Source organism: Nosocomiicoccus sp. HMSC09A07 (assembly GCF_001808485.1).
Taxonomy (GTDB): Bacteria; Bacillota; Bacilli; order Staphylococcales; family Salinicoccaceae; genus Nosocomiicoccus; species Nosocomiicoccus ampullae_A.
The window spans coordinates 1-19,408 of record NZ_KV793626.1 but is presented as its reverse complement, the minus strand read 5'-3'; the positions used below and the strand labels follow the sequence as shown (position 1 = coordinate 19,408).

Here is a 19,408-nt window from a genome sequence, read left to right as displayed (position 1 = left end):
TGTGTAAAATTAATTTTATTTCGTTTACACAAAGAGCGTTTCCGTTAAAGGTACCCTCGTTAATTTAACAAGATGAAAAACCGAGCTACTGTTAATCAGCTATTTCTCTATATATTGAACACCGCGACCATTACCTACTCGCTGATAATGCGAATTTAACACTTTTCTATAGTGATATCTTGAGATTTTCTCTCCTGTGAAATTATAAAGATTAGAAATTGTTATTTTCATCTCTGGAAATAGTGTTTGGAAATCTTTAATTGCTTGTAGGACGACCGCTTCTATTGGAGTTTTCCCGTTACATTTCTGACATTCATAATACGTTCGATTGTTTAATATAATTTCTCCTCCATCATCACTACAAAACAAAGATTTCTTTAAACTTTCATAGGAATAGTTGATGTCTAACCTTCGTTCTTCTAAATGTCTAAACTGATATATACTCTCGACAAGCTTTTTTGTACCTTGATCTGCGTGCTGATATTTTAACCGCAATTCATTTAAAAACTTTTTAAGTTGACCGCGCATGATTATATTAAGACCACGCGGTGATTCATATAGATGAAAATCTTTACCAATGAATACGACGTAACTTTTTATTGGAAGAGTAATCCCCACCTTTTGAGTCAGACGATTGAATAATATTACTGTATTATCCAGTTGCTCTAGTGGTGATCTCACTTTACTAGTGAGTTTTGTGTTGTAAAAATCACCATCTCTAAACAGATAGTCTCCATGATAATTCTTTACTTCGAATATAAAAATTGCGTTTCGAAACACAACCAGTGCATCAATTTGTCTAACTACTCCATCGACTGAAAATGTAAAATCTGTGAGTATACAGGCACTCTCACCAACTAAATTCATCAAGAAACCTTTAAACTCCTCTTCCCCGCTGTAGCCTCTTGTTAAATTTTCCAAATAATATAACTGCTCATTCGTTAAATCCATTCTCCATTTCAGCGCATCAAGTTGTCTATGTACGAGTGATTTCATAGTAAAAACTCCTTTTTAGACATACATTAACTCATATCAGGCAAATACAAAAACTCCATAAATTCACGTAAATCATTACATTCTTTAAAATCTGAATCATTTAATCATCTATTTTTTATAAATCGATTAAAAACCTAGCCATATTTTAAAAGTGGCAATAATGATAATTTATTGTTTCCATAATAAAAGCCTGAACTCAAAAAAGTTCAGGCTTCATTCTTTAACTTAAAAATACTTGTAATAAATGCTACTATGAACAAAAGCAATACTACAAATAAAAATATTTTTCTGTATGGAATTAACATATCAATATTCGAAAATAGAAACGTTCCACCGAATGCGACAAACAATAAAACGAATAGCCATTTAAATTTCATATTATCATTCCTCATCAAAAGCATTATATAACCCTCTAAATCCAAATACGAGTATGACGATCGTCACTGCAAATGTAAATACATAATAAAACGGTTTAAACGGTCGTAGAGTTTCATAATGACTTACTACAAAACCGCCTAAAAATATTGCGAGTGATGCTATAAATAAAATGACGAAGAACTTTTTAACATTCATCTTTACACTTCCTTAACACTCTTCTACTTACTATTCATTATACATTTCAAACACTTTGATTTCATCTTTACATCAATTCGTTTCATATTGTAAAGATTTTGTAAATGTTCTATAAATCGCTTTATTTCAATGGTTTCAGGGTGCTAAAATTATAAGTAAGTAAATAATATACATATTTTAAATAAACATTCTCAAGGTGATAAGGAATGAATAAAACTCGATTCATTTTGCTGAACTTTGTAACTATTATGTTTTTAACTTCTTGTCAAGCAGTCGAACAGGCGATTGAAGACACGTTCAGAAAAAGTCCGGAAAAATTGAACAAAGAAAACAGTGAACAATCGTTAACCGATAAAGTTAAAGCGATGTTTTTAGACGAGAGCAATGAAGTCATTACTTCTTCAGACATTATTAAAGATGCAGAAGAAAAGTATGGTACTGAGTTTGATGTCGAAATCAATCGACAATTTTATTTGTACTTAAAAGAAGAGAATATCAATCGTTATTTGTCTGAAGAAGAAATCATGGAAATTATCAATGTTTTCAAATCAAATAATCTTTTGACAAATCGTGACAAACGCGATGAAATTATGGAATCTCTTTTCGAACTTGTCGGTACACGTGAATTTTACGTGTATGAAGGGCGTATCATGCTGAATTCTACTAGTCTATACGTGTATGTTGTCGATCCAAATAATACAAAACATGTTGACCTTTATTATTATAATATGTCAATCGGATCATGGAGTATCATCCCTGAAAAAATAAAGGAAGATGTCGATCCTGTCACTGCATCGATCCAAGTGTCTCAATTTAATTTTGATAGCTATGAAAAAATTGTAGATACGTTAATAGAAATTTTAAAAGATATGGGCGAATACGATGAATCAACCACGATTATTAACGATAATAATATCTCAACGATCCAATCGAGATTTGATGGAAATGACGTGTCTTTTAACACTCAACTTATAGGAACGAGAGAAGATTATCACTTAACTTTTGACCATAAGGGCAATCTCATAAAGAAAGAGAGGATTTAACATGATATTTATACTACTCATATTCTTTTTTATGTACGTGTTTCCGATATTTTTCTTATACTTACCAGTCATTCGAACTACTTCAATCGTTGCAACGATTCTTTTAGTAGTCGGCGTGGTACTTTATCTCGTACAAACATTTATGATTTATAAATTTGTAACGAGACCTCAAAAACTATTGACGCAACATGAGGATATTAGGTACTCAGGCCAACTCGTACACGCTGAAATATTAAATGAAGAGGTTATACAAGAAAGCAATCACGAAATCTCTAAAAGGTTACTCGTACAATTTTTAAATTTAGCAGGAAATCCCGTAAAGTCATATGTTAAAGTTGTCGATTCAAAGCCACACGAACACCGTTTTGAAAGAGGTAAAACGATTGATTTAAAGTTAAATAAAAACGGTTTTCAGCCTCCGTTTACTCTTAATGACGGAGAATACGAAACGAAGACGAGTCCTTTTGCTTCGGTGTGGATTATTTTTAACATCGTCTATATGATTGGATTTTTTATAGTGACGTATTACGTTCAAAATGACGGATACGGCTGGAGATTTTTAAGTCCAGTAACGTCTTGGCTATGGGCACCGATTTCTGGGATTATCCTTTTAAGAATATTACTGAAACTTTCGAGTAGTTTCGATATCGTCATGAGATACCACCCACTCATTTCTTTTAATTCTGAAGAAGAGTTTGGAGAATTGTTATTATATGGAAAAACTGTCGAAGGTGAAATTCTCAGTTACTCTCAAACTGGACTTCACGTAAACGAACAACCTCAAGTGCTTTTTAGCATCCAGTATGTAACAGACGAAGGTAAAAAACTAACGAAGCGAATTAAAATGTCATCAGTTTAACAGAACTACATGAACTTAAAAAAGGAAAGGCAGAAATCATCTACCTTCCCCGTGATACGGATATATTCATGGTTCAATTCATAGAAGATGAATAAACATCCCACCAACAGCTCCAGTCAACACGACAATCCATGGTGGTAATTTCCAGTATGTAAGCATACTAAATAATATCGCGCCTAATGCAAAGTCAATTGGTTTTAAAATCGAACTCGTCCAAATCGGATGATATAACGCAGAAATTAAAATCCCGACAACCGCGGCATTCACACCCATGACTGCGCCTTTAATTTTCGGGTTATTTCGTAATTGATCCCAATACGGTAACGCGCCGAGTATCAGTAAAAATGCGGGTAAGAAAATCGCAATCGTTGCGATGAGTCCGCCTAGCCATCCGTTCATCACTGCACCGATATACGCAGCAAATGTAAAAAGTGGACCAGGTACTGCTTGAGTGGCACCGTAACCTGCTAAAAATTCCGCTTCACTTAACCAACCTGTCGGTACAAATTCTTGTTCTAATAGTGGTAACACGACGTGCCCTCCACCAAACACTAATGCGCCTGAACGATAAAAGCTATCAAACATCGCAATCCAGTATGATCCAGTCGTTTCTCTTATAACCGGTAACATTACGAGCAATCCGAAAAACAGAATAAGACAAGCCGCTGAAAATCTTTTACTTATTGGAAATCTAGTGCTTAGTACTTCATCTTTGTTATGATTTTTATAAATTAAAAACCCGATTACACCAGCAATTACTATCACACCAACTTGAGTAAAAGCAGCCGGCCAAAGCAGTGTAATAATTAACGCAAATAAAGCGAGTGCTTTTCGATTTAAGTCTGGCGTTAAACTTTTTGCCATACCGATAATTGCATGTAAAACGACCGCAACTGCAACAATTTTTAGCCCGTGAATCCACCCGGCATTTGCAACGTCAAACTCTGTTAAAAATAAAGCGAATAAAATCAGTAAAAGTACGGACGGGAGTGTAAACCCAATAAAAGATACGATTCCACCGAGAACACCTCCACGCATCACACCGATACCAATTCCAACCTGACTACTCGCGGGACCTGGTAAAAACTGAGATAATGCAACTAAATCCACGTAGCTCTTTTCGTCCATCCATTTTCTTCTACGGACATACTCTTCGTGAAAATAACCGAGATGTGCAGTCGGCCCACCAAATGAAGTTAAACCGAGACGCGTAGATACAATCAAAATTTCTAAAAGTGACTTCACACTACTACGTTTATTTTTATTCATCACTCTCTCCTTTAAAAATTATATAATCTAGCATCGATAGTTATCGTTTATTTTATCTGTTTTCAGTCAATTAAACTTTATATTTACATATTTTTTACAAAGATTTTTGAAGAGACCATGTATACTTTTATATATTAAAAAAGCATGATCTAAATTAATTTAGATCATGCGACGTCATTTTTTCTAACTCTTTCTTTTGTCTTTCTTTAACTTGTTTTCGACCAGCGCTAAACTGACCAAGTAGAAACAGAAGTCCGACTGCTGTAATTAATACCTCCGCTAAAACATTTACATCTGTTGTAAATATAATAGTCCCTCTCCAAACTAAGAAAACAACTGGTAATATTAACCCCCAAAACTTACTTTGTCTCGTACTTAAAAAGAACTGTAATCCTAAAAAGGCTGCTATAATTAACACATCATAAATTGACCCTAAACCAAACACTATGAATTCTTCCTTTCTTTTTTATACTTTTCAATAATTAACTTTGCTTCTTCTAATTCAATTCGATCATCAATTGACAACTGTTTAATAAAACTGATAAAATCTTCATTTTCAATTTCATCGTGCAATTTAATTTTTTCAATTAAACGGTCTAGCTTAATGCGAACCGTCGGATATGATACATCATACATTTTAGCGACTTCTTTCAAAGAGCCCGAGAGTAACGTAAACTTTTTTATAAACTCTAAGTCTTCTTGCTCTAACGATAAAATCCAATTTGGTATGTTATCTCTTTCCACATCACTTGACCTCCTTATTTCTAATTTAATATTATCATTTATATTTAACTTTGTAAAATAAAACTTTAATAAAGTTAAATTTTTATTTTACTTTTAATTAAATAAGATTAATTTTAGATAATTAAATATGTAGCTGCTTCATTTCAAGTTGGCTATCTTAAAGAAAAAGACCCAACATTCCTCTCATAGAAATGTTAGATCTCATGGTAATTTTATATCTATATTATTTACTATTCATTTATTAACTTCCAGTGTCCATCCTTAGCACTGCCAACATACTTTATTATTTCTTTATCCGTTAGAATCTTCAAATCTCTTTTTATTGTTCTTTCTGTCACTTTAAATTGAATCGACAAATCTAAAGCAGTTACTTTTGGATTGTTTTTTAATATTTCTAAAATTCTTTTACGCCTATCATTTGGTTTTAATTTTCGTTCATTGTTTTGGGTGACATTTTGGGTGACATTTTGGGTGACATTCTCATTATTGTAATTCATATTCCAAAGTATGGTTGTAAAAGATGTTTCTGTAGATGTAAATTCTGGATGAAGTCTTTCGTCATAATTTCCCGCTATTTTATAAGATTCAATTATTTTTCTAAGACCTGATCCACGTCTTTCCATTAGACCTAGTCTTGCAAATACATCCGCTATAATTGGATTCCTTCTTGTCGAAGAAATGTTTAAAGGATTAAGATCTTGAACAAAAGTACCATCACACATTCCACCCGGTGAAAATATTTCCACTCTATTATCATAGATGCTTATGTGTACTTCGCTTCCTGTTACTAAATAATCTCTATGAATCAAAGCATTTACAAGTGCTTCTTGTATCGCTCTTTCGGGATACTCTGGATATTCTTCTCTAAAAGTAGGTCCTTTTATCCACATTTTTTTGATATTTCTTTTTACAAAGTCTAAACTTGCTTTTAAGAGATATATTAAGTTTCCTTCAAACTCAACATCATCTATAGCATCTATTCTACCATTGGCTTTTGTTAAACCATTCCACCTTGTACAAAACACTCTAGATTGATAAACTTGATAACCATCTGCAAACAACAATCCTGCATTTGTTATAGTGTTATCATCATTAACAAGTCCAAACGATTTTAAATCTGTACTATGAAATTCTGTTCTCGTCCTATTTTTGTATTCTAAACTTAAATCATGAAACGTAACATCTTCTAATTTCTTACTTGTCCTAAGTAAATCATAGCTAAGGTGTTCTCCTTCTAGTGTTAGGTTAAATAAATCTAAGTTATTCGCTGGAACGCTCTGATTACCTATTCTTTTATAAGCTATTCTTGAGCCATTATCAACTACGAAGTAAGGTGTGTTTTTTCCTGATGAAATACTTAAAATTAATATAAACTTGTTTTCAATTTCGATTATTTCCATATCAAATTCTGGATTTGGCTCCATCTTATTTTTTATGATCTCACTAATAGTTTCTGAATCCATTTTGTAATCCTCGAGACCAAGAACTGTATTATCCTCTTGAACTCCAAATATTAACTTACCACCTTTTCCATTTGCAAAAGAAGATACAGATTTTAGCCATGATTTAGGCCTTTTTACTTCTAACCTTTCTTTTTTATCATAGAAATTGGTCTCACCAATGTAATCCTTTAGGTTCAAAATAATCCTCCTCTCATTTAAACAATTTAAAAAAGCATAATATTATTTAATGTTTCCTTACGACTTCCATTACAACCTTCTCTTCCATATCTAGCAGTTCTTTTTTCATTTCGATTCCACCTGCATAACCGATGAATTTTCCATTTGCTCCAACAACTCTATGGCACGGGACGATTATCATGAATGAATTTTTATTATTTGCCATTCCTACTGCGCGGCTCGCATTCGCGTTACCTATTGCATTAGCAATTTCTTTATATGTACGTGTTTCACCATAAGGTATTCGTGTAAGTTCTTCCCATACTCGCTTTTGAAAATCCGTTCCCTTAAGCTCATATGAAATATCAAACGATGTTCTTTCACCATTCAAATATTCCATGATTTCACGATAAACACGTTCCGTAAACTCTGTCTTCCTGCCGTAATCGCTTGTTTCATCGATTTTCTTCAGCATTGTTAGAACATTTTTCTTATAGCCTATTTTTAAAAAGCCAAACGGAAATTCATATACAGCATAATCTAACTCTGTATACTTTTTACTATTATTCATTTTCAATCGAATTTTCAACCGCCCTATTTAAATATTCAACATCAAACCCTGCACTATTGTACCCTTCTAGAATCGTTGAGTAGTACTCTTTACTCGGCGAATTTAGTGGTCTGCCTTCGTTCATAATATAGATCATCGCATTCACTGGTTGATTATCAACAATAACTTCCATTAATTCTTTTCTATATAAATCTGGGTACTCTTCGTATATATCAAGTTCCTTTTCGTCATTCGGTGCAATCTGCCAGACGAGAACCGGAACACTTTCACCTTTACACGGTTCAACTGTTGCAAAAGAGCGGTTATCTGTCCCTCTAAAAGTAAGCGTGTAATCTTTAATTTCACTCTTACCAACCACTTTAGCAGTTGGACATCTCTTCGCCATTTGTTCAAGGTGTAAATTGGAACCATATGCAATATAATATTTAGTCATCATCTCAATCCTTCCACATGAAGTATATTTCGTGTAGCTTTATTAATTATCAGAATACAGTTTTTCATCAACTTCAATTGATGTATTTTTGCTTAATAAAGACTCAATAAACTTGTTCTTTTCTTTAGGAGATACAATTACGGAATCATATCTCTTATACTGAATCTCTATTCTATCGATAGATAATGCTGGTCCTGCTAATAATGTTTTTGTAGCTCGTAATTTTTTAATACTTTTAATATCTATCGTACTTTTAAAAGGTCCGTTTTTAACTATAAGATTCTCATCGTCAATTTTATAACTTGTACCAAACCATAGCCATAATAGTAGTGCATTGTTTAATATTCCGACAATATATACCACTATATTTTGCTCAGTTATCATCATAAAAAACATTAAAATAATTACTCCCCAAATGGACACAGCAAGCCAAATATCTTTTTTAGATTTAAAGTTCAACACTTCACCTCCAATATATTAAACGAAAAACAAAATTGTGATCTATAGTTAATTTATAGTTTACCATTTGTATTTATAATTGTACTGTTATATTTTTTTCACGACAAAAAAGCCCGGATATCAATCCGGGCTTAAGACATCTATTAAATTTTTTCTTTAATATACCAAGTTGGAATAGGATTACGCATATTGTCATACCAATTCAATACATCTTCTGCTTGGTTAAGCATCGTTTGTACTTCACTTCCCCCATATGAAATAGCCCACGGTATGGAGGACAGAATATTACTGCAAATATACAGGGCAAGTAACTTCCAAAATTCCATCGGTACTTCATTATCAAAATATCCATCTATTATGCCTGAAGCAAATATTGGAGAAGCTTGAACACACCATACAATACGATTAAACTCTTCCCAAGGATCACCAAAATCGTAACGGTTAAAATCAATTATAACTATCTTATTATTTTCAATCATCATATTGCCAATATGAAAATCTCCGTGATGAAAGGTTTGTGGTTTGTTTACAAGCAATTGACGGTTGGATTCTATATAGTCTATAATATCTTCTGCTCCGTCAAATTTAATGGGACAATCCTTATACATCTTGATTTTAGAATCCATCTTCTCATTGAATCGAGTTTCCCAATCAGATTGATTCTCCGGAGCTGAAATAGAATGGATGGCTTTGAGCATTCTTCCTGCCTCAAGACCAAAATCATACTTCTCACTGTTAGTTAGGTTAGGAATGACTTCTCCAGAATTTCTACCCTCAACCTAACTCTCAATGATATAAACACCCTGATCACACTTTCCAAACTCAACTGGTTTACACATAGAAATATCAAGAGCGGCTAGCTGTTGCATCATTCGAAACATCTCTGCACGATTAGCACTTTCTTCTTCGGGGGCTATCGTCAAAAAGTATTTAACACCATCGTCCGCTGTAACACAATATTTTTTATCGCACGATCAACCTTTATTAATTGGTTCTTTAGAAATTAAATTTAGTTGTGACATTGTTTAAATTTCAATTCTTTCAAGTAATGCCATCATCTCAACGTATCTTTTTCGTTTAGTTAATTTAATATGAATTAATATTTAATCGATTTATTTTTCATATATTCCAAAAATTCATCTATCGGCTTATCAATCCACTTCTTATTATGTACTGCACGATGACAATTTGCACACAGCATAATTAAGTCTATCTTTCTAGTTCTCCTTTTTCCCATATATAGTGGTAAAATATGATGTGCTTCAATAAATTCAATTTCATATGTTTTTTCGAATGAAAAGTTACAAGCTTCACAAAAAAGTTCCCCATGCTTTTTAATAAATTCTTTCTTTGCAATATTTATGATTTTTGAATTACGTTCAATTTGATAATGAGTACGATGGCGTTTCATTCCTTCTATAGTTTCATATTCATTCGCTAATTCATTATCATAAGTGAGGGCATCGTCTCTATCAAACTTTCCAATATATTTCATAAATGCTTCTTGTAAAGAATCTTTCACTTCCCAAATAAATAATTCCTTCTCATAATACCCATTAAAAAAATGACACCAGTACCTTTCTTTTTTACTTTTATTCCTTAAATCAGTTTCAAAAGTATAGCCTTTTTTTCTTAGCCGTTTAACTGTTTGAGCCATAGATGTATTATATACTTGATATGGGCGTCCAGTAATTTCCGATATTTGTTTGGCTGATCCTTTACCATCCATTTCGAACACTAAAACATAGATTGCTTCCTGTAAGAAAGGTGTAAAACAGTCTTTCTCCTGTAACATCAGAATCCACTCATCGACAGTATAGTTTTTTGCATTTGTTGGATAGTAATCTAATTCTTTTTGCATATAAACCACCTACCATTCTTATATTTTCAATTCGCATAGTAAACTTATCTAGTCTATCAACTGTCCTACTCAAAATCTAATCCGTCAACTTAACCCCAAATTCTAGTTCTTACAACACCAATAACAAAAAGAGTTTCACCAATTTATTTTCATAAAACAAACTTAGGTGAAACCCTATATTCCTTATTACATCAACACTTAAAGTCATTTTATTCAACCACTCTTAACACTAATGCTACTAACTCTACCATGTGTCGACCTTAAGTTACAAAGTGATTTAGAGTGTGTGATTAGGTAGTTAGGATGGAAATTACATATTTATTCTATGATGTCTTAGTAATCCTATCTTCAACAATCCTTAAAATTCTTTTCATGCTGTAGGACTGTTCTAAATGGAAGTCTAGATTTTGTATCTTCATCCAAAATAAACTCATCTTTTAATGTGGTACTCAATTTAGCCATTACCATTCGATAAAAACTATACACATTTAATTGGGGATACCCTGCATCTCCTGATGAAATCCGGTCTTTCCAATCAACGTCCAATGAGGATTCTTTTTCAAAATAATCTAACTGAAACCCTGGGAACCTATCTGTAATTGCTGTGTACTTCCCAAAAAACAACAACCCTCCCACTGTTAAGTGATACTGACCGTCACCTTGTCTATCCTTTCTAAACGCTCCGATTTCGATTAATAAATCTTTGAAATCCATACTTCTATATCGTTCATTTTTTGTTTGCTCATATAAGGCCGTTCGATAAACTTCTAAATCATCAACGGATAAATCCGACAAATCATAATTGCTTAATAGCTCATTATCTGTCTCAGGTTGAGATCCCACAACTAACTCTTTACATTTATCCGGAGTTAATCGTCTAGCACCTTCTCCAAGTCGTTCAAAAGCTAATTGAGGATTTCCCTTTAATTAAACTGGCTTCGATTGATAAGGTGCTTCCGATATTTTTATCATCATAATTTGAACACCATTATCACTATCTATAATTTTCACATCATTATCGTTGATGAGATTGATGCTTACTTTTTGGGGATTATTCACCATATTAAATAAATCATCTCTCATTTTTTCTGGTTGATCTATACCTACAACTTGCTTTGTTTTTTCATCCACACCAAAAATAACAATACCACCATCTGTATTTGCAAATGCGGAGTATGTTTCCCAAAAAGAATCGGGAATTTTGTTTTTAGCTCTTTTTAACTCTACATATTTCCCTTCAACAATTCCTAGTATTTCAGATTGTTTCACCTAAACCCTCCATTACTGCACTTATATTGGTTAGAATCTTACACGATTTTCGCACGATTCACTCACGATTATTTTCATAACAAACCGCATCAAAACAAGATTTTCCGATTTTGTTCGCACGATTTTCGCACGATTCACTCACGATTATTTACTTCTAAATCATTATACCAAAAAGAGAGACACGGAACTATGCAATCCCCCATTCTGTAACATAGTTCGGCATGCACTTAAAAGTTAAAAACAGGACCCTCAGACATCTGGTAAGCGCCCAAGAACCCTGTCTCCTTATACGATTCATTTTTCAACCTTTTGAATCTTTACCACACACTTAGCGGTTCATTGTCTCTAATCATTTCCTCACTTCATTCATCCTTATTCGATAGCTATTGTAAAGGTCTTTGTAATTTATTTTGTGCTTTTCACAAGTAATACCACCGTCTCTACATGAACCGTATAGGGGATTAGGTCCACTGGTTATACCATTTTTAGTCTTAGCCAAAGTCTCTGAGCCATATGATATCTTTTGGGAGCAAATAATTATTTGTAACATCGTTATCTTCGGCATTTTGTTTTGATGATCCTAGTGATTCTTACATTGGTTTTTCCCTAACAAACCATTATCTGGCCCAACGTAACGTTTTAAATTCGGACTGTGATAGGTCTTAACCATTTTATTTTTGAATCCCTGACCAAAATATATCCCATGTTATCTTTTGTAGTCGTTCATATCTCTCTTTGTCTTCATAAACTAGCTGGATATTTAGACCATCGATTAACGTAACAAAAGCGAGTGCGCAGTCTTCTGCACTTAGTCGGAATGATTCTTTTTGGAAACAACTTTTTAGTGTTTCAGTTAATATTCTGATAAATCTATAGGGCGCTTCTAAGATATCTTTTGGTATACCTTCAGGTGTCTGAAGCGTTGTCGTTAACATAAGTGTTGCATTATGATCTGATAGAAATCGTTCTTTGTGTAGAGACAAAAAATTATATAGCTGCTCATCTAGTTGTTTATCTTTATTTTCCTGAAAATAATTTTGGACAAAATTAATTTCTTTCTCCACTACCTCTTTATATACATTTTGAAATAGCTCACATTTATTTGGAAAATGATATGCTAGTGACTGTTTACGAATACCGACTTCTGCTGCAATTTTAGAAAGACTTGTCCCTCTGTAGCCATAATGATTAAAATGTTGAATTGCGACTTCTTTAATTTTATCTCTACTCAATTTAACTACTCCTAACTACTTAAGCAGTAAAATATTTAGGTAATTGTACTGCATGCTTATCAAGTAAAATCTGCTCTTTTAGAATACCTTGTTCGCGTAATAATTCTATGTTTTGTACAATGAACTCGTCGCTACCTACAACATAAAATAGACCGCCTTTGTCTTCAGCAAGTTCTTTTACTCTCTCATAATAACTTTGACGGTTATCCACAAACTCAGAAGTAAATTTCTTCTCTGTCGAACTCTCGAATACATCAGAGAATAAAAATTCTTTTGATGAATCAATATTTAGTGAATGAATTTGATTTACGTCATCCGAACGTTTTAAATATTCAAGAACAAGTGGTCTAAATGTTGCTAAACCAACACCTGATGATAGTAAGTAAATATTCTTGTTTTCTCTTTTTAGCGGCACGTTGGAATGAGTTTTAAATAATGCAACATCATCTCCAACTGAATGTTCCTTTAATGCTTTTTTAAATTCAGAAGGCAGATCTCTGATACGTGTTGTAATTCCTATTACACTTTCATCATTCGTTGTTGAGATAGACATATGGCGTACCATTTTCTTGCCAACATTTTCATCTTGGAAACCTTTCAGTGCAAAATGCGTATGTGCGCCCTCTTCCCAAGTGAAGTCCTCAGGACAGTCTAAGAAGTATGTTTTGACTTCTGAATTCTCATCTTTAATCTTATTTATTTTAGTCCAATATATTTGCATTAAGCATGCTCCTCTATATATAATTTATAATTTCGTCTAACTTCACATGCGTCGTACTACACCATTTAGTATATTCTGACACGCGTCAGATTTCAAATTTTTAAGATTATCTTTTGTTGGTTTAATCTTATTTATGGTCACTTCTCCATTCTCTACTTTTACGACTTTTTCTAGTTATATAATAATTAAAAGGGAAATACTGTTATTAATTAATTCTTGTTGATTTGAAAATGATATTAAAATCATCTAAAATATTATTGACTAATAAGTAAATATGAAATGTTTTCTAGGGTTCCATAACTTTTAAGTTAGCCTGGTCCGAGAGAAAACTCACAGATTTTTCTGTGTCACGGAAGGATAAAAGCCTGGGAGAAACTGATATCAGTTTTCTCAGGCTTTTTAATTTTATTGGGGGTAACAATGAAAAAATATTGGTTCACTTTATTTTTAGCATCTTTTTTTGAAGTATTATGGGTGATCGGACTTGCTCATTCGTATAACTTTTTAACATGGACACTTACTGTCATTTTAATCATATTAAGTAACACTTTAATGATCAAAGTTGCACAGGTACTACCTACTACTACCGTATATACTATGTTTGTTGGATTAGGAGCTGGTGGTACTGTAGTTGCAGAAATATTATTCTTTGGAGAACCTTTCAATTGGTTGAAGATTTTTTTAATTTTAATACTTCTAACTAGCGTGATTGGGTTAATGATTGTCACAGATTATGAAAAACAGCAAAGTGAAGCGAGGTATGAGAGCTAATGGCATGGATAAGCTTAGTTATTTCAGGCATATTTGAAACATTTGCTGTTTCAATGATCAACCGCTTAACTATAAAAAAGGATTGGCAAACTGTCATTTACATTATCATCGGTATAGGTATGTCACTATTGTTCCTTCACTATTCGTTGATTTATATTACTATGGGAACAGCTTACGCAATATGGACAGGAATAAGCGTTGTATGTAGTTCACTTATTGGTATGTTTTACTTTGGAGAATCAAAAAGTATTTATAGAATATTATTTATTGCACTGATTCTTAGCAGTGCGATTGGCTTAAAACTCATTTCATAAAAAATGCCTGTTAGACTAAAATCTAACGGGCATTTTTTTATTTCTATATCTATTTTCGTTCTAATAACGCCACCAACTCCACATGGGACGAGTTGATAGAATTGATGTATTTACGATTTTTAGCAAAATGGTCGTTTGTGGAAACATGTCGACTATTTAGTAGGTTCGTGGGAACATATCAACTGATTTTTTATGATAAAAATTTTTGGTTTTAATATTTTTATTTGACTATTAGAGCTGGGCAATTTACTCTTTTCATTACTTTATGACTTACGCTACCTAATACCATTTCTTGCAATGAATTGAGTCCCCGACTACCTATAACAACCATGTCAACCTTTTCCTTATTTGCATATTCGATAATAGTAGGACCAGGATATCCATGTAGTATTTCAATTTTATATTCTATATTTTTCGACTTCACTTTTTCTTCTATTGGGGAAAGTTTTTTGCGACGAGTATATTCAAGTTCTTCTTTTCCCTGTGAATGAAGAATTTCATTTTTAGATTTTGAATAATCAGCAACATAAATAATTTCAATTCTACAATCGGAAATTAACGAAGCGATTTTCACCGCTTCATCAGTTGCTCGTAATGAGTTTTCTGATCCATCAACAGCTAGTAATAACCTTTTATACATTTTCTAACCTCCCATTTTATTAATTGTTTAATTTACATTATTATTCACAGCGAGTTTATGGAATATCTCTCTGCTTGATGTATCTAAACCAATGATAGTTACCTTATTATCTTTTTCTTGAAATTTAATCACTGCTTTATCAACTGCCCCTACAGCAGAGTCATCCCAAATATGTGAATCTGAAAAATCAATTGTTATATTTTTATTCTCCAAATTGAAATCAAATGACTTTAAAAAGTCTTCAGTTGATGCAAAAAACAACTGACCTTCCACTTCATAAATTACTTTATTATCTTGATGTTTATTTTTCACTTTTAACTTTGATATTTTAGCTACAAAGAAGATCGCACTAAGTATAACACCCGCAATAACACCCTTTGATAAATCATTGGTAGCTACAACTATTCCTACGGTTACCAACATAACAATAGAATCAGTTTTGGGAGCTTTTCTAAGATAAGTAAACGATGACCAATCAAATGTCCCTATTGAAACCATAATCATTATTCCTACTAATACAGGCATTGGGATTTGTATGACTAAGTCCCCTAATACTATAATTAAAAACATCAAGAATATCCCGGCAATAAAGGTAGATAACCTTCCACGTCCACCAGACTTCACATTTATAACAGATTGACCGATCATTGCACATCCAGCCATCCCACCAAAGAACCCTGTAACAATATTTGCAATACCTTGTCCTCTTGACTCTCTGTTTTTATCACTTTCTGTGTCTGTCATATCATCTACAATGGAAGCTGTAAGTAAAGACTCCAGTAATCCAACAATAGCTAACGCTAGGGAAAAAGGAAATACAATTACTAATGTTTCCAACGTAAATGGAACGTTTGGAATAAAAAACTCTGGCAATGTTCTTGTGATAGCTCCTAAATCACCGACAGTGCGTAAATCAACATTGGTATAAAGTGCTACGGCTGTCAATACAATAATTGCGATTAATGGAGCTGGAACAGCTTTGAAAAATCTCGGAAGTATATACACGATTGCTAATGTAATTGCTACAAATACATACGTCAAATTAGAAATCCCAATAAAGTGAGGTACCTGAGCCATAAAAATTAGAATCGCTAATGCATTTACAAAACCTATCATGACAGCTCTTGGTATGAATTTCATCACTTTAGCTACTTTAAATATACCAAATAATATTTGGATTACACCTGTTAGGATAGTTGCAACCAGTAAATAATCAAGTCCATGTTCTTTTACTAAAGGAACCATAAGTAATGCCATTGCACCAGTTGCTGCTGAAATCATTCCCGGTCGTCCTCCGACAAATGCTATAATTACAGCGATACAAAAGGAGGCATATAAACCAACCATGGGATCTACACCTGCTATGATGGAAAATGCAATTGCTTCAGGTATTAGTGCTAATGCAACAACAATTCCAGCAAGTATATCCCCTCTCACATTTGAAAACCATTCTCTTTTTATTTTCTCTAACACTTAAGTCTACACCTCTTCTGTTTAAATTTATTTTTTATCCCTCGAAAAATCCAAACTGACCTTAATAAAAATAGTTTAACACCTTTCGTCCCAAAATGGAACCATTATGGGAAATAACATATTATATTTTATGATATAATTATTAGGGCTTCTTTTTTAAAATAAAGGGGTGTTTAATATGTTGATTGGTTATATAAGACCTGAAAGTGATGATGATAATTATAATAAACAAATAACAACACTTCGTGAAATAAATTGCGATAAAATAATTATCGAAAATCATTCTTCCGCAAAGAATCGAACTAAACTTAACGAAATGATCCATACACTTGAACAAGGTGACAAAATAATAATCACTAAATTATATTCGCTAGCGGACTCTACACTACATTTAGTCGAGCTATTACAGATGATTGAAGACAAAGGTGCCTACATAAAATCAATTAGAGAAGATATTGATACGAGCAATGAAAGTGGGTATCAATTTAGTTATATTGTAAAACATCTAGTTGAATTTCAAAGTGATGTAATTAGCGAAAAGACCAAGAAGGGATTAAATAAGGCAAAACAAAGAGGAGTTACTGCCGGAAGACCACGATTACCTGATGAAAATGTAAAACGCGCTATTAATATGTATCAAAGTAAAAAATATAGCCTATCTGAAATAAGAAATGAAACTGGTATTAGTAAATCTACCTTATATAGATATCTTGAAAGTTAATTATCATTCTACATTCAAAGAAACAGTTTAATCCTATATTGTTAATTTAAACTAACGTAGCATATTCTGAAAATACGCTGCGTTAGTTTTTATTTTATATTGCTATTTCCTTTTCAATACCCGATTTAAACTCAATCGTTAAATTCCTTTTATGAATCGTCACTCTTTCAATTAACTGCCTTACAAGCAGGTCATCGTATGTTTCAAGTTGCTGCGGTTGCTCTTTTAAATACTTTGTCATTTCTACAATCCGCTGTCTAAGTCCTTCTCGCGCTACGTTTTTCATCATGACTTCCTGCTTCAGTTCCCGCAATCGATATATTTCTTCGTAAGGTACTCTGTCCCGATCCACACGTTGTCTGATGTTTTCTTCTGGTATCCAAAAGTATGGCAATATCACATATTTATCATCTTCATATTCTGGTGGAAAGATTAAAACAAATGCGGTTATATCTGTTGTCGATGATAAGTCTAAACCCGCATAGCACTCTCTACCAATTAAACTTTCAGGGTCAACTGGCAAACCACATCTGTCCCACTTTTCCATTGGCATCCATCTGACAGATTGCTTTACCCATTGATTCAGTCGTAACTGCCTAAACAAGTTCTCCTCAGCTGGATTTTGTTTCGCACTTTCACATGCTTGTTCGACTTTCTCAATATCAACTGTAATTCCTAGTGATGGATTTGCCTTCTTCCAAACTTCAGGGTCTGTCCAATCATCATCTTCCTCTGCACCATAGATAACAGGATAAAAAGTAGGATCTATTTTTCTTCCCTCAAGTACATCTTTTGCTTTCTGATGTACTTCGTAACATATTGAATGCTGGTCATTTCCTGCAGTTGTGATTAAGAAATACAATGGTTGTTTCCTTGCGTCCCCTGAACCATGAGTCATAACATCGTATAGCCTTCGGTTCGGTTGTGCATGTAACTCATCAAAAACTACCCCATGGACGTTCAATCCATGTTTTGTATAAGCTTCCGCAGATAACACTTGATAGAAACTACCCAATGGTTTATAAATCAATCGTTTTTGTGAAAGGACGGGTTTAAATCGTGCCTTAAGTGCGGGTGATTGTTCCACCATATCAACTGCAACGTCAAATACAATCGATGCTTGTTGCCTATCCGCAGCACATCCATATACTTCTCCACCATGTTCAAAGTCACCACATGTTAAAAGTAAGGCAACCGCAGCGGCAAGTTCTGACTTTCCTTGTTTCTTAGCTATCTCAATATAGGCAGTATTAAACTGTCGATAGCCATTAGGCTTCATCGTCCCAAATACATCTCGAATAATCTGCTCCTGCCAATCTATCAAGTCAAAGTTTTTTCCAAACCATTCACCTTTTGTATGTTTTAAATAACTTATAAAGTTTACTGCCATATCAGCAGCATCCTTATCGTAGTAAGATTGTTCAGCTTTAAAGATTGTTGGTTTATAAATTTCTAGCTTTCTAATTATAACCACCCCCTTAGCAAATAAAAAAACTAAATGAATTTATAAAGTTTTGCACGACAAAAAAGCCCAGATTGCTATCTGAGCTTAAGACATCTATTTAATTGTTCCACAATCTGTACCCTTTTGCAGAACAATATTCACTGTTTAATTCACAATTTATGTGTTAAAATAACTTTAGGTTTAACAAGGAGGAATTTAAATGGGTAATTGTTCATTATTTGTAATTGACTTCTCCATTTTCGTCTAAGTTTTAACACTTAAAACGGAAGGAGAATTAGCACTTGGGTATTTTTAGCATTTTTGTAATAAATACAGTTCATTATCAACCAAATGAAAAATAATGCTTCATTGTAAAATGAAATGCAACAGCTAAAT

At 33.1% G+C, this 19,408-nt stretch carries 23 protein-coding genes, 1 pseudogene and 1 riboswitch; of the genes and pseudogenes, 6 read left to right on the top strand and 18 right to left on the bottom strand.

Translation table 11 applies throughout. From position 1 onward, the window contains the following. Positions 1–99: 99 nt before the first annotated feature. Positions 100–996, bottom strand: a complete 897-nt coding sequence (locus HMPREF3177_RS00570; RefSeq protein WP_070456294.1) for a nuclease-related domain-containing protein — start codon at positions 994–996, stop codon at positions 100–102. Between the two features lie 381 nt (positions 997–1,377). Continuing rightward, complete coding sequence (locus HMPREF3177_RS00560) at positions 1,378–1,569, bottom strand: hypothetical protein (RefSeq protein WP_070456290.1); 192 nt, start codon at positions 1,567–1,569, stop codon at positions 1,378–1,380. Positions 1,570–1,775: 206 nt separating this feature from the next. On the opposite strand from HMPREF3177_RS00560, the gene HMPREF3177_RS00555 reads away from it, so the two are divergent. Together HMPREF3177_RS00555 and HMPREF3177_RS00550 are read left to right on the top strand one after the other, a co-directional pair. Beyond that, a complete protein-coding gene (locus HMPREF3177_RS00555) occupies positions 1,776–2,612 on the top strand; it encodes a hypothetical protein (protein ID WP_070456288.1) in 837 nt (278 codons plus the stop codon). A gap of 1 nt (position 2,613) precedes the next feature. Continuing rightward, positions 2,614–3,471, top strand: a complete 858-nt coding sequence (locus tag HMPREF3177_RS00550) for a hypothetical protein (RefSeq protein WP_070456286.1) — start codon at positions 2,614–2,616, stop codon at positions 3,469–3,471. Between the two features lie 78 nt (positions 3,472–3,549). On the opposite strand, the gene HMPREF3177_RS00545 is transcribed toward HMPREF3177_RS00550, so the two are convergent. The 13 genes and pseudogenes from HMPREF3177_RS00545 to HMPREF3177_RS00485 form a co-directional block, all read right to left on the bottom strand. Further along, the gene (locus HMPREF3177_RS00545) at positions 3,550–4,740 is read right to left on the bottom strand and encodes a chromate transporter (RefSeq protein ID WP_070456284.1); all 1,191 of its coding nucleotides are present in this window, start codon (positions 4,738–4,740) and stop codon (positions 3,550–3,552) included. Positions 4,741–4,894: 154 nt separating this feature from the next. Next, complete coding sequence (locus HMPREF3177_RS00540) at positions 4,895–5,185, bottom strand: hypothetical protein (RefSeq protein WP_070456282.1); 291 nt, start codon at positions 5,183–5,185, stop codon at positions 4,895–4,897. Then, positions 5,185–5,484 carry a DUF2089 family protein gene (locus tag HMPREF3177_RS00535; protein ID WP_068128741.1) on the bottom strand — a complete coding sequence of 100 codons (300 nt, stop codon included), beginning with the start codon at positions 5,482–5,484 and terminating at the stop codon, positions 5,185–5,187. The genes HMPREF3177_RS00540 and HMPREF3177_RS00535 overlap by 1 nt, the downstream gene beginning before the upstream one ends. 230 nt (positions 5,485–5,714) lie before the next feature. Beyond that, complete coding sequence (locus tag HMPREF3177_RS00530; RefSeq protein ID WP_070456280.1) at positions 5,715–7,124, bottom strand: AlbA family DNA-binding domain-containing protein; 1,410 nt, start codon at positions 7,122–7,124, stop codon at positions 5,715–5,717. A gap of 46 nt (positions 7,125–7,170) precedes the next feature. Continuing rightward, positions 7,171–7,692, bottom strand: a complete 522-nt coding sequence (locus HMPREF3177_RS00525) for a methylated-DNA--[protein]-cysteine S-methyltransferase (protein ID WP_246827324.1) — start codon at positions 7,690–7,692, stop codon at positions 7,171–7,173. Next, positions 7,667–8,110, bottom strand: a complete 444-nt coding sequence (locus tag HMPREF3177_RS00520) for a gamma-glutamylcyclotransferase family protein (protein ID WP_070456278.1) — start codon at positions 8,108–8,110, stop codon at positions 7,667–7,669. The genes HMPREF3177_RS00525 and HMPREF3177_RS00520 overlap by 26 nt, the downstream gene beginning before the upstream one ends. A gap of 39 nt (positions 8,111–8,149) precedes the next feature. Next, complete coding sequence (locus HMPREF3177_RS00515) at positions 8,150–8,566, bottom strand: PH domain-containing protein (RefSeq protein WP_070456276.1); 417 nt, start codon at positions 8,564–8,566, stop codon at positions 8,150–8,152. Between the two features lie 143 nt (positions 8,567–8,709). Next, a pseudogene (locus HMPREF3177_RS08600) lies at positions 8,710–9,327 on the bottom strand (aminoglycoside phosphotransferase family protein); the annotation flags it as partial. Between the two features lie 335 nt (positions 9,328–9,662). Beyond that, positions 9,663–10,427, bottom strand: coding sequence for an HNH endonuclease (locus HMPREF3177_RS00505; protein WP_070456274.1), 765 nt, complete (start codon positions 10,425–10,427; stop codon positions 9,663–9,665). Between the two features lie 348 nt (positions 10,428–10,775). Beyond that, entirely contained in the window at positions 10,776–11,270 is a 495-nt protein-coding gene (locus HMPREF3177_RS08575; RefSeq protein ID WP_070456272.1) for a hypothetical protein, read from the bottom strand. Positions 11,271–11,354: 84 nt separating this feature from the next. Next, a complete protein-coding gene (locus tag HMPREF3177_RS08570; protein WP_070456270.1) occupies positions 11,355–11,696 on the bottom strand; it encodes an AlbA family DNA-binding domain-containing protein in 342 nt (113 codons plus the stop codon). A 671-nt stretch (positions 11,697–12,367) separates the two neighbouring features. Then, complete coding sequence (locus HMPREF3177_RS00490) at positions 12,368–12,928, bottom strand: TetR/AcrR family transcriptional regulator (protein WP_070456268.1); 561 nt, start codon at positions 12,926–12,928, stop codon at positions 12,368–12,370. 19 nt (positions 12,929–12,947) lie between these two features. Beyond that, positions 12,948–13,649, bottom strand: coding sequence for a ferredoxin reductase domain-containing protein (locus HMPREF3177_RS00485; RefSeq protein WP_070456266.1), 702 nt, complete (start codon positions 13,647–13,649; stop codon positions 12,948–12,950). Positions 13,650–13,924: 275 nt separating this feature from the next. Further along, positions 13,925–14,023, top strand: a riboswitch (guanidine-I (ykkC/yxkD leader). A 46-nt stretch (positions 14,024–14,069) separates the two neighbouring features. Here HMPREF3177_RS00485 and HMPREF3177_RS00480 point away from each other — a divergent pair. Then, entirely contained in the window at positions 14,070–14,420 is a 351-nt protein-coding gene (locus tag HMPREF3177_RS00480) for a DMT family transporter (RefSeq protein WP_070456264.1), read from the top strand. After that, the gene (locus HMPREF3177_RS00475; RefSeq protein WP_068128759.1) at positions 14,420–14,734 is read left to right on the top strand and encodes a DMT family transporter; all 315 of its coding nucleotides are present in this window, start codon (positions 14,420–14,422) and stop codon (positions 14,732–14,734) included. Before HMPREF3177_RS00480 ends, HMPREF3177_RS00475 begins: the two co-directional genes overlap by 1 nt. 220 nt (positions 14,735–14,954) lie before the next feature. On the opposite strand, the gene HMPREF3177_RS00470 is transcribed toward HMPREF3177_RS00475, so the two are convergent. Further along, positions 14,955–15,374 carry a universal stress protein gene (locus HMPREF3177_RS00470; RefSeq protein ID WP_070456262.1) on the bottom strand — a complete coding sequence of 140 codons (420 nt, stop codon included), beginning with the start codon at positions 15,372–15,374 and terminating at the stop codon, positions 14,955–14,957. Between the two features lie 27 nt (positions 15,375–15,401). Then, positions 15,402–16,847 (bottom strand): SulP family inorganic anion transporter, encoded by a 1,446-nt coding sequence (locus tag HMPREF3177_RS00465; protein WP_070456260.1) that lies wholly within the window; start codon positions 16,845–16,847, stop codon positions 15,402–15,404. A gap of 178 nt (positions 16,848–17,025) precedes the next feature. On the opposite strand from HMPREF3177_RS00465, the gene HMPREF3177_RS00460 reads away from it, so the two are divergent. Beyond that, positions 17,026–17,568, top strand: a complete 543-nt coding sequence (locus tag HMPREF3177_RS00460; RefSeq protein ID WP_070456258.1) for a recombinase family protein — start codon at positions 17,026–17,028, stop codon at positions 17,566–17,568. A gap of 94 nt (positions 17,569–17,662) precedes the next feature. Here HMPREF3177_RS00460 and HMPREF3177_RS00455 read toward each other — a convergent pair whose 3' ends face one another. Further along, positions 17,663–19,033 carry a terminase large subunit gene (locus HMPREF3177_RS00455; protein WP_083286805.1) on the bottom strand — a complete coding sequence of 457 codons (1,371 nt, stop codon included), beginning with the start codon at positions 19,031–19,033 and terminating at the stop codon, positions 17,663–17,665. 281 nt (positions 19,034–19,314) lie between these two features. Here HMPREF3177_RS00455 and ermCL point away from each other — a divergent pair, with 281 nt between their 5' ends. Further along, a complete protein-coding gene (ermCL, locus tag HMPREF3177_RS08420) occupies positions 19,315–19,374 on the top strand; it encodes a 23S rRNA methylase leader peptide ErmCL (protein WP_123317386.1) in 60 nt (19 codons plus the stop codon). Positions 19,375–19,408: the final 34 nt, after the last annotated feature.

Bases quoted from the DNA above. Each gene is read 5' to 3' on its own strand.
- HMPREF3177_RS00485 (WP_070456266.1), bottom strand. From the start codon at position 13,649: ATGCAAATATATTGGACTAAAATAAATAAGATTAAAGATGAGAATTCA.
- HMPREF3177_RS00555 (WP_070456288.1), top strand. From the start codon at position 1,776: ATGAATAAAACTCGATTCATTTTGCTGAACTTTGTAACTATTATGTTT.
- HMPREF3177_RS00545 (WP_070456284.1), bottom strand. From the start codon at position 4,740: ATGAATAAAAATAAACGTAGTAGTGTGAAGTCACTTTTAGAAATTTTG.
- HMPREF3177_RS00480 (WP_070456264.1), top strand. From the start codon at position 14,070: ATGAAAAAATATTGGTTCACTTTATTTTTAGCATCTTTTTTTGAAGTA.
- HMPREF3177_RS00460 (WP_070456258.1), top strand. From the start codon at position 17,026: ATGTTGATTGGTTATATAAGACCTGAAAGTGATGATGATAATTATAAT.
- HMPREF3177_RS00505 (WP_070456274.1), bottom strand. From the start codon at position 10,427: ATGCAAAAAGAATTAGATTACTATCCAACAAATGCAAAAAACTATACT.
- HMPREF3177_RS00470 (WP_070456262.1), bottom strand. From the start codon at position 15,374: ATGTATAAAAGGTTATTACTAGCTGTTGATGGATCAGAAAACTCATTA.
- HMPREF3177_RS00475 (WP_068128759.1), top strand. From the start codon at position 14,420: ATGGCATGGATAAGCTTAGTTATTTCAGGCATATTTGAAACATTTGCT.
- HMPREF3177_RS00570 (WP_070456294.1), bottom strand. From the start codon at position 996: ATGAAATCACTCGTACATAGACAACTTGATGCGCTGAAATGGAGAATG.
- HMPREF3177_RS00520 (WP_070456278.1), bottom strand. From the start codon at position 8,110: ATGATGACTAAATATTATATTGCATATGGTTCCAATTTACACCTTGAA.
- HMPREF3177_RS00550 (WP_070456286.1), top strand. From the start codon at position 2,614: ATGATATTTATACTACTCATATTCTTTTTTATGTACGTGTTTCCGATA.
- HMPREF3177_RS00560 (WP_070456290.1), bottom strand. From the start codon at position 1,569: ATGAATGTTAAAAAGTTCTTCGTCATTTTATTTATAGCATCACTCGCA.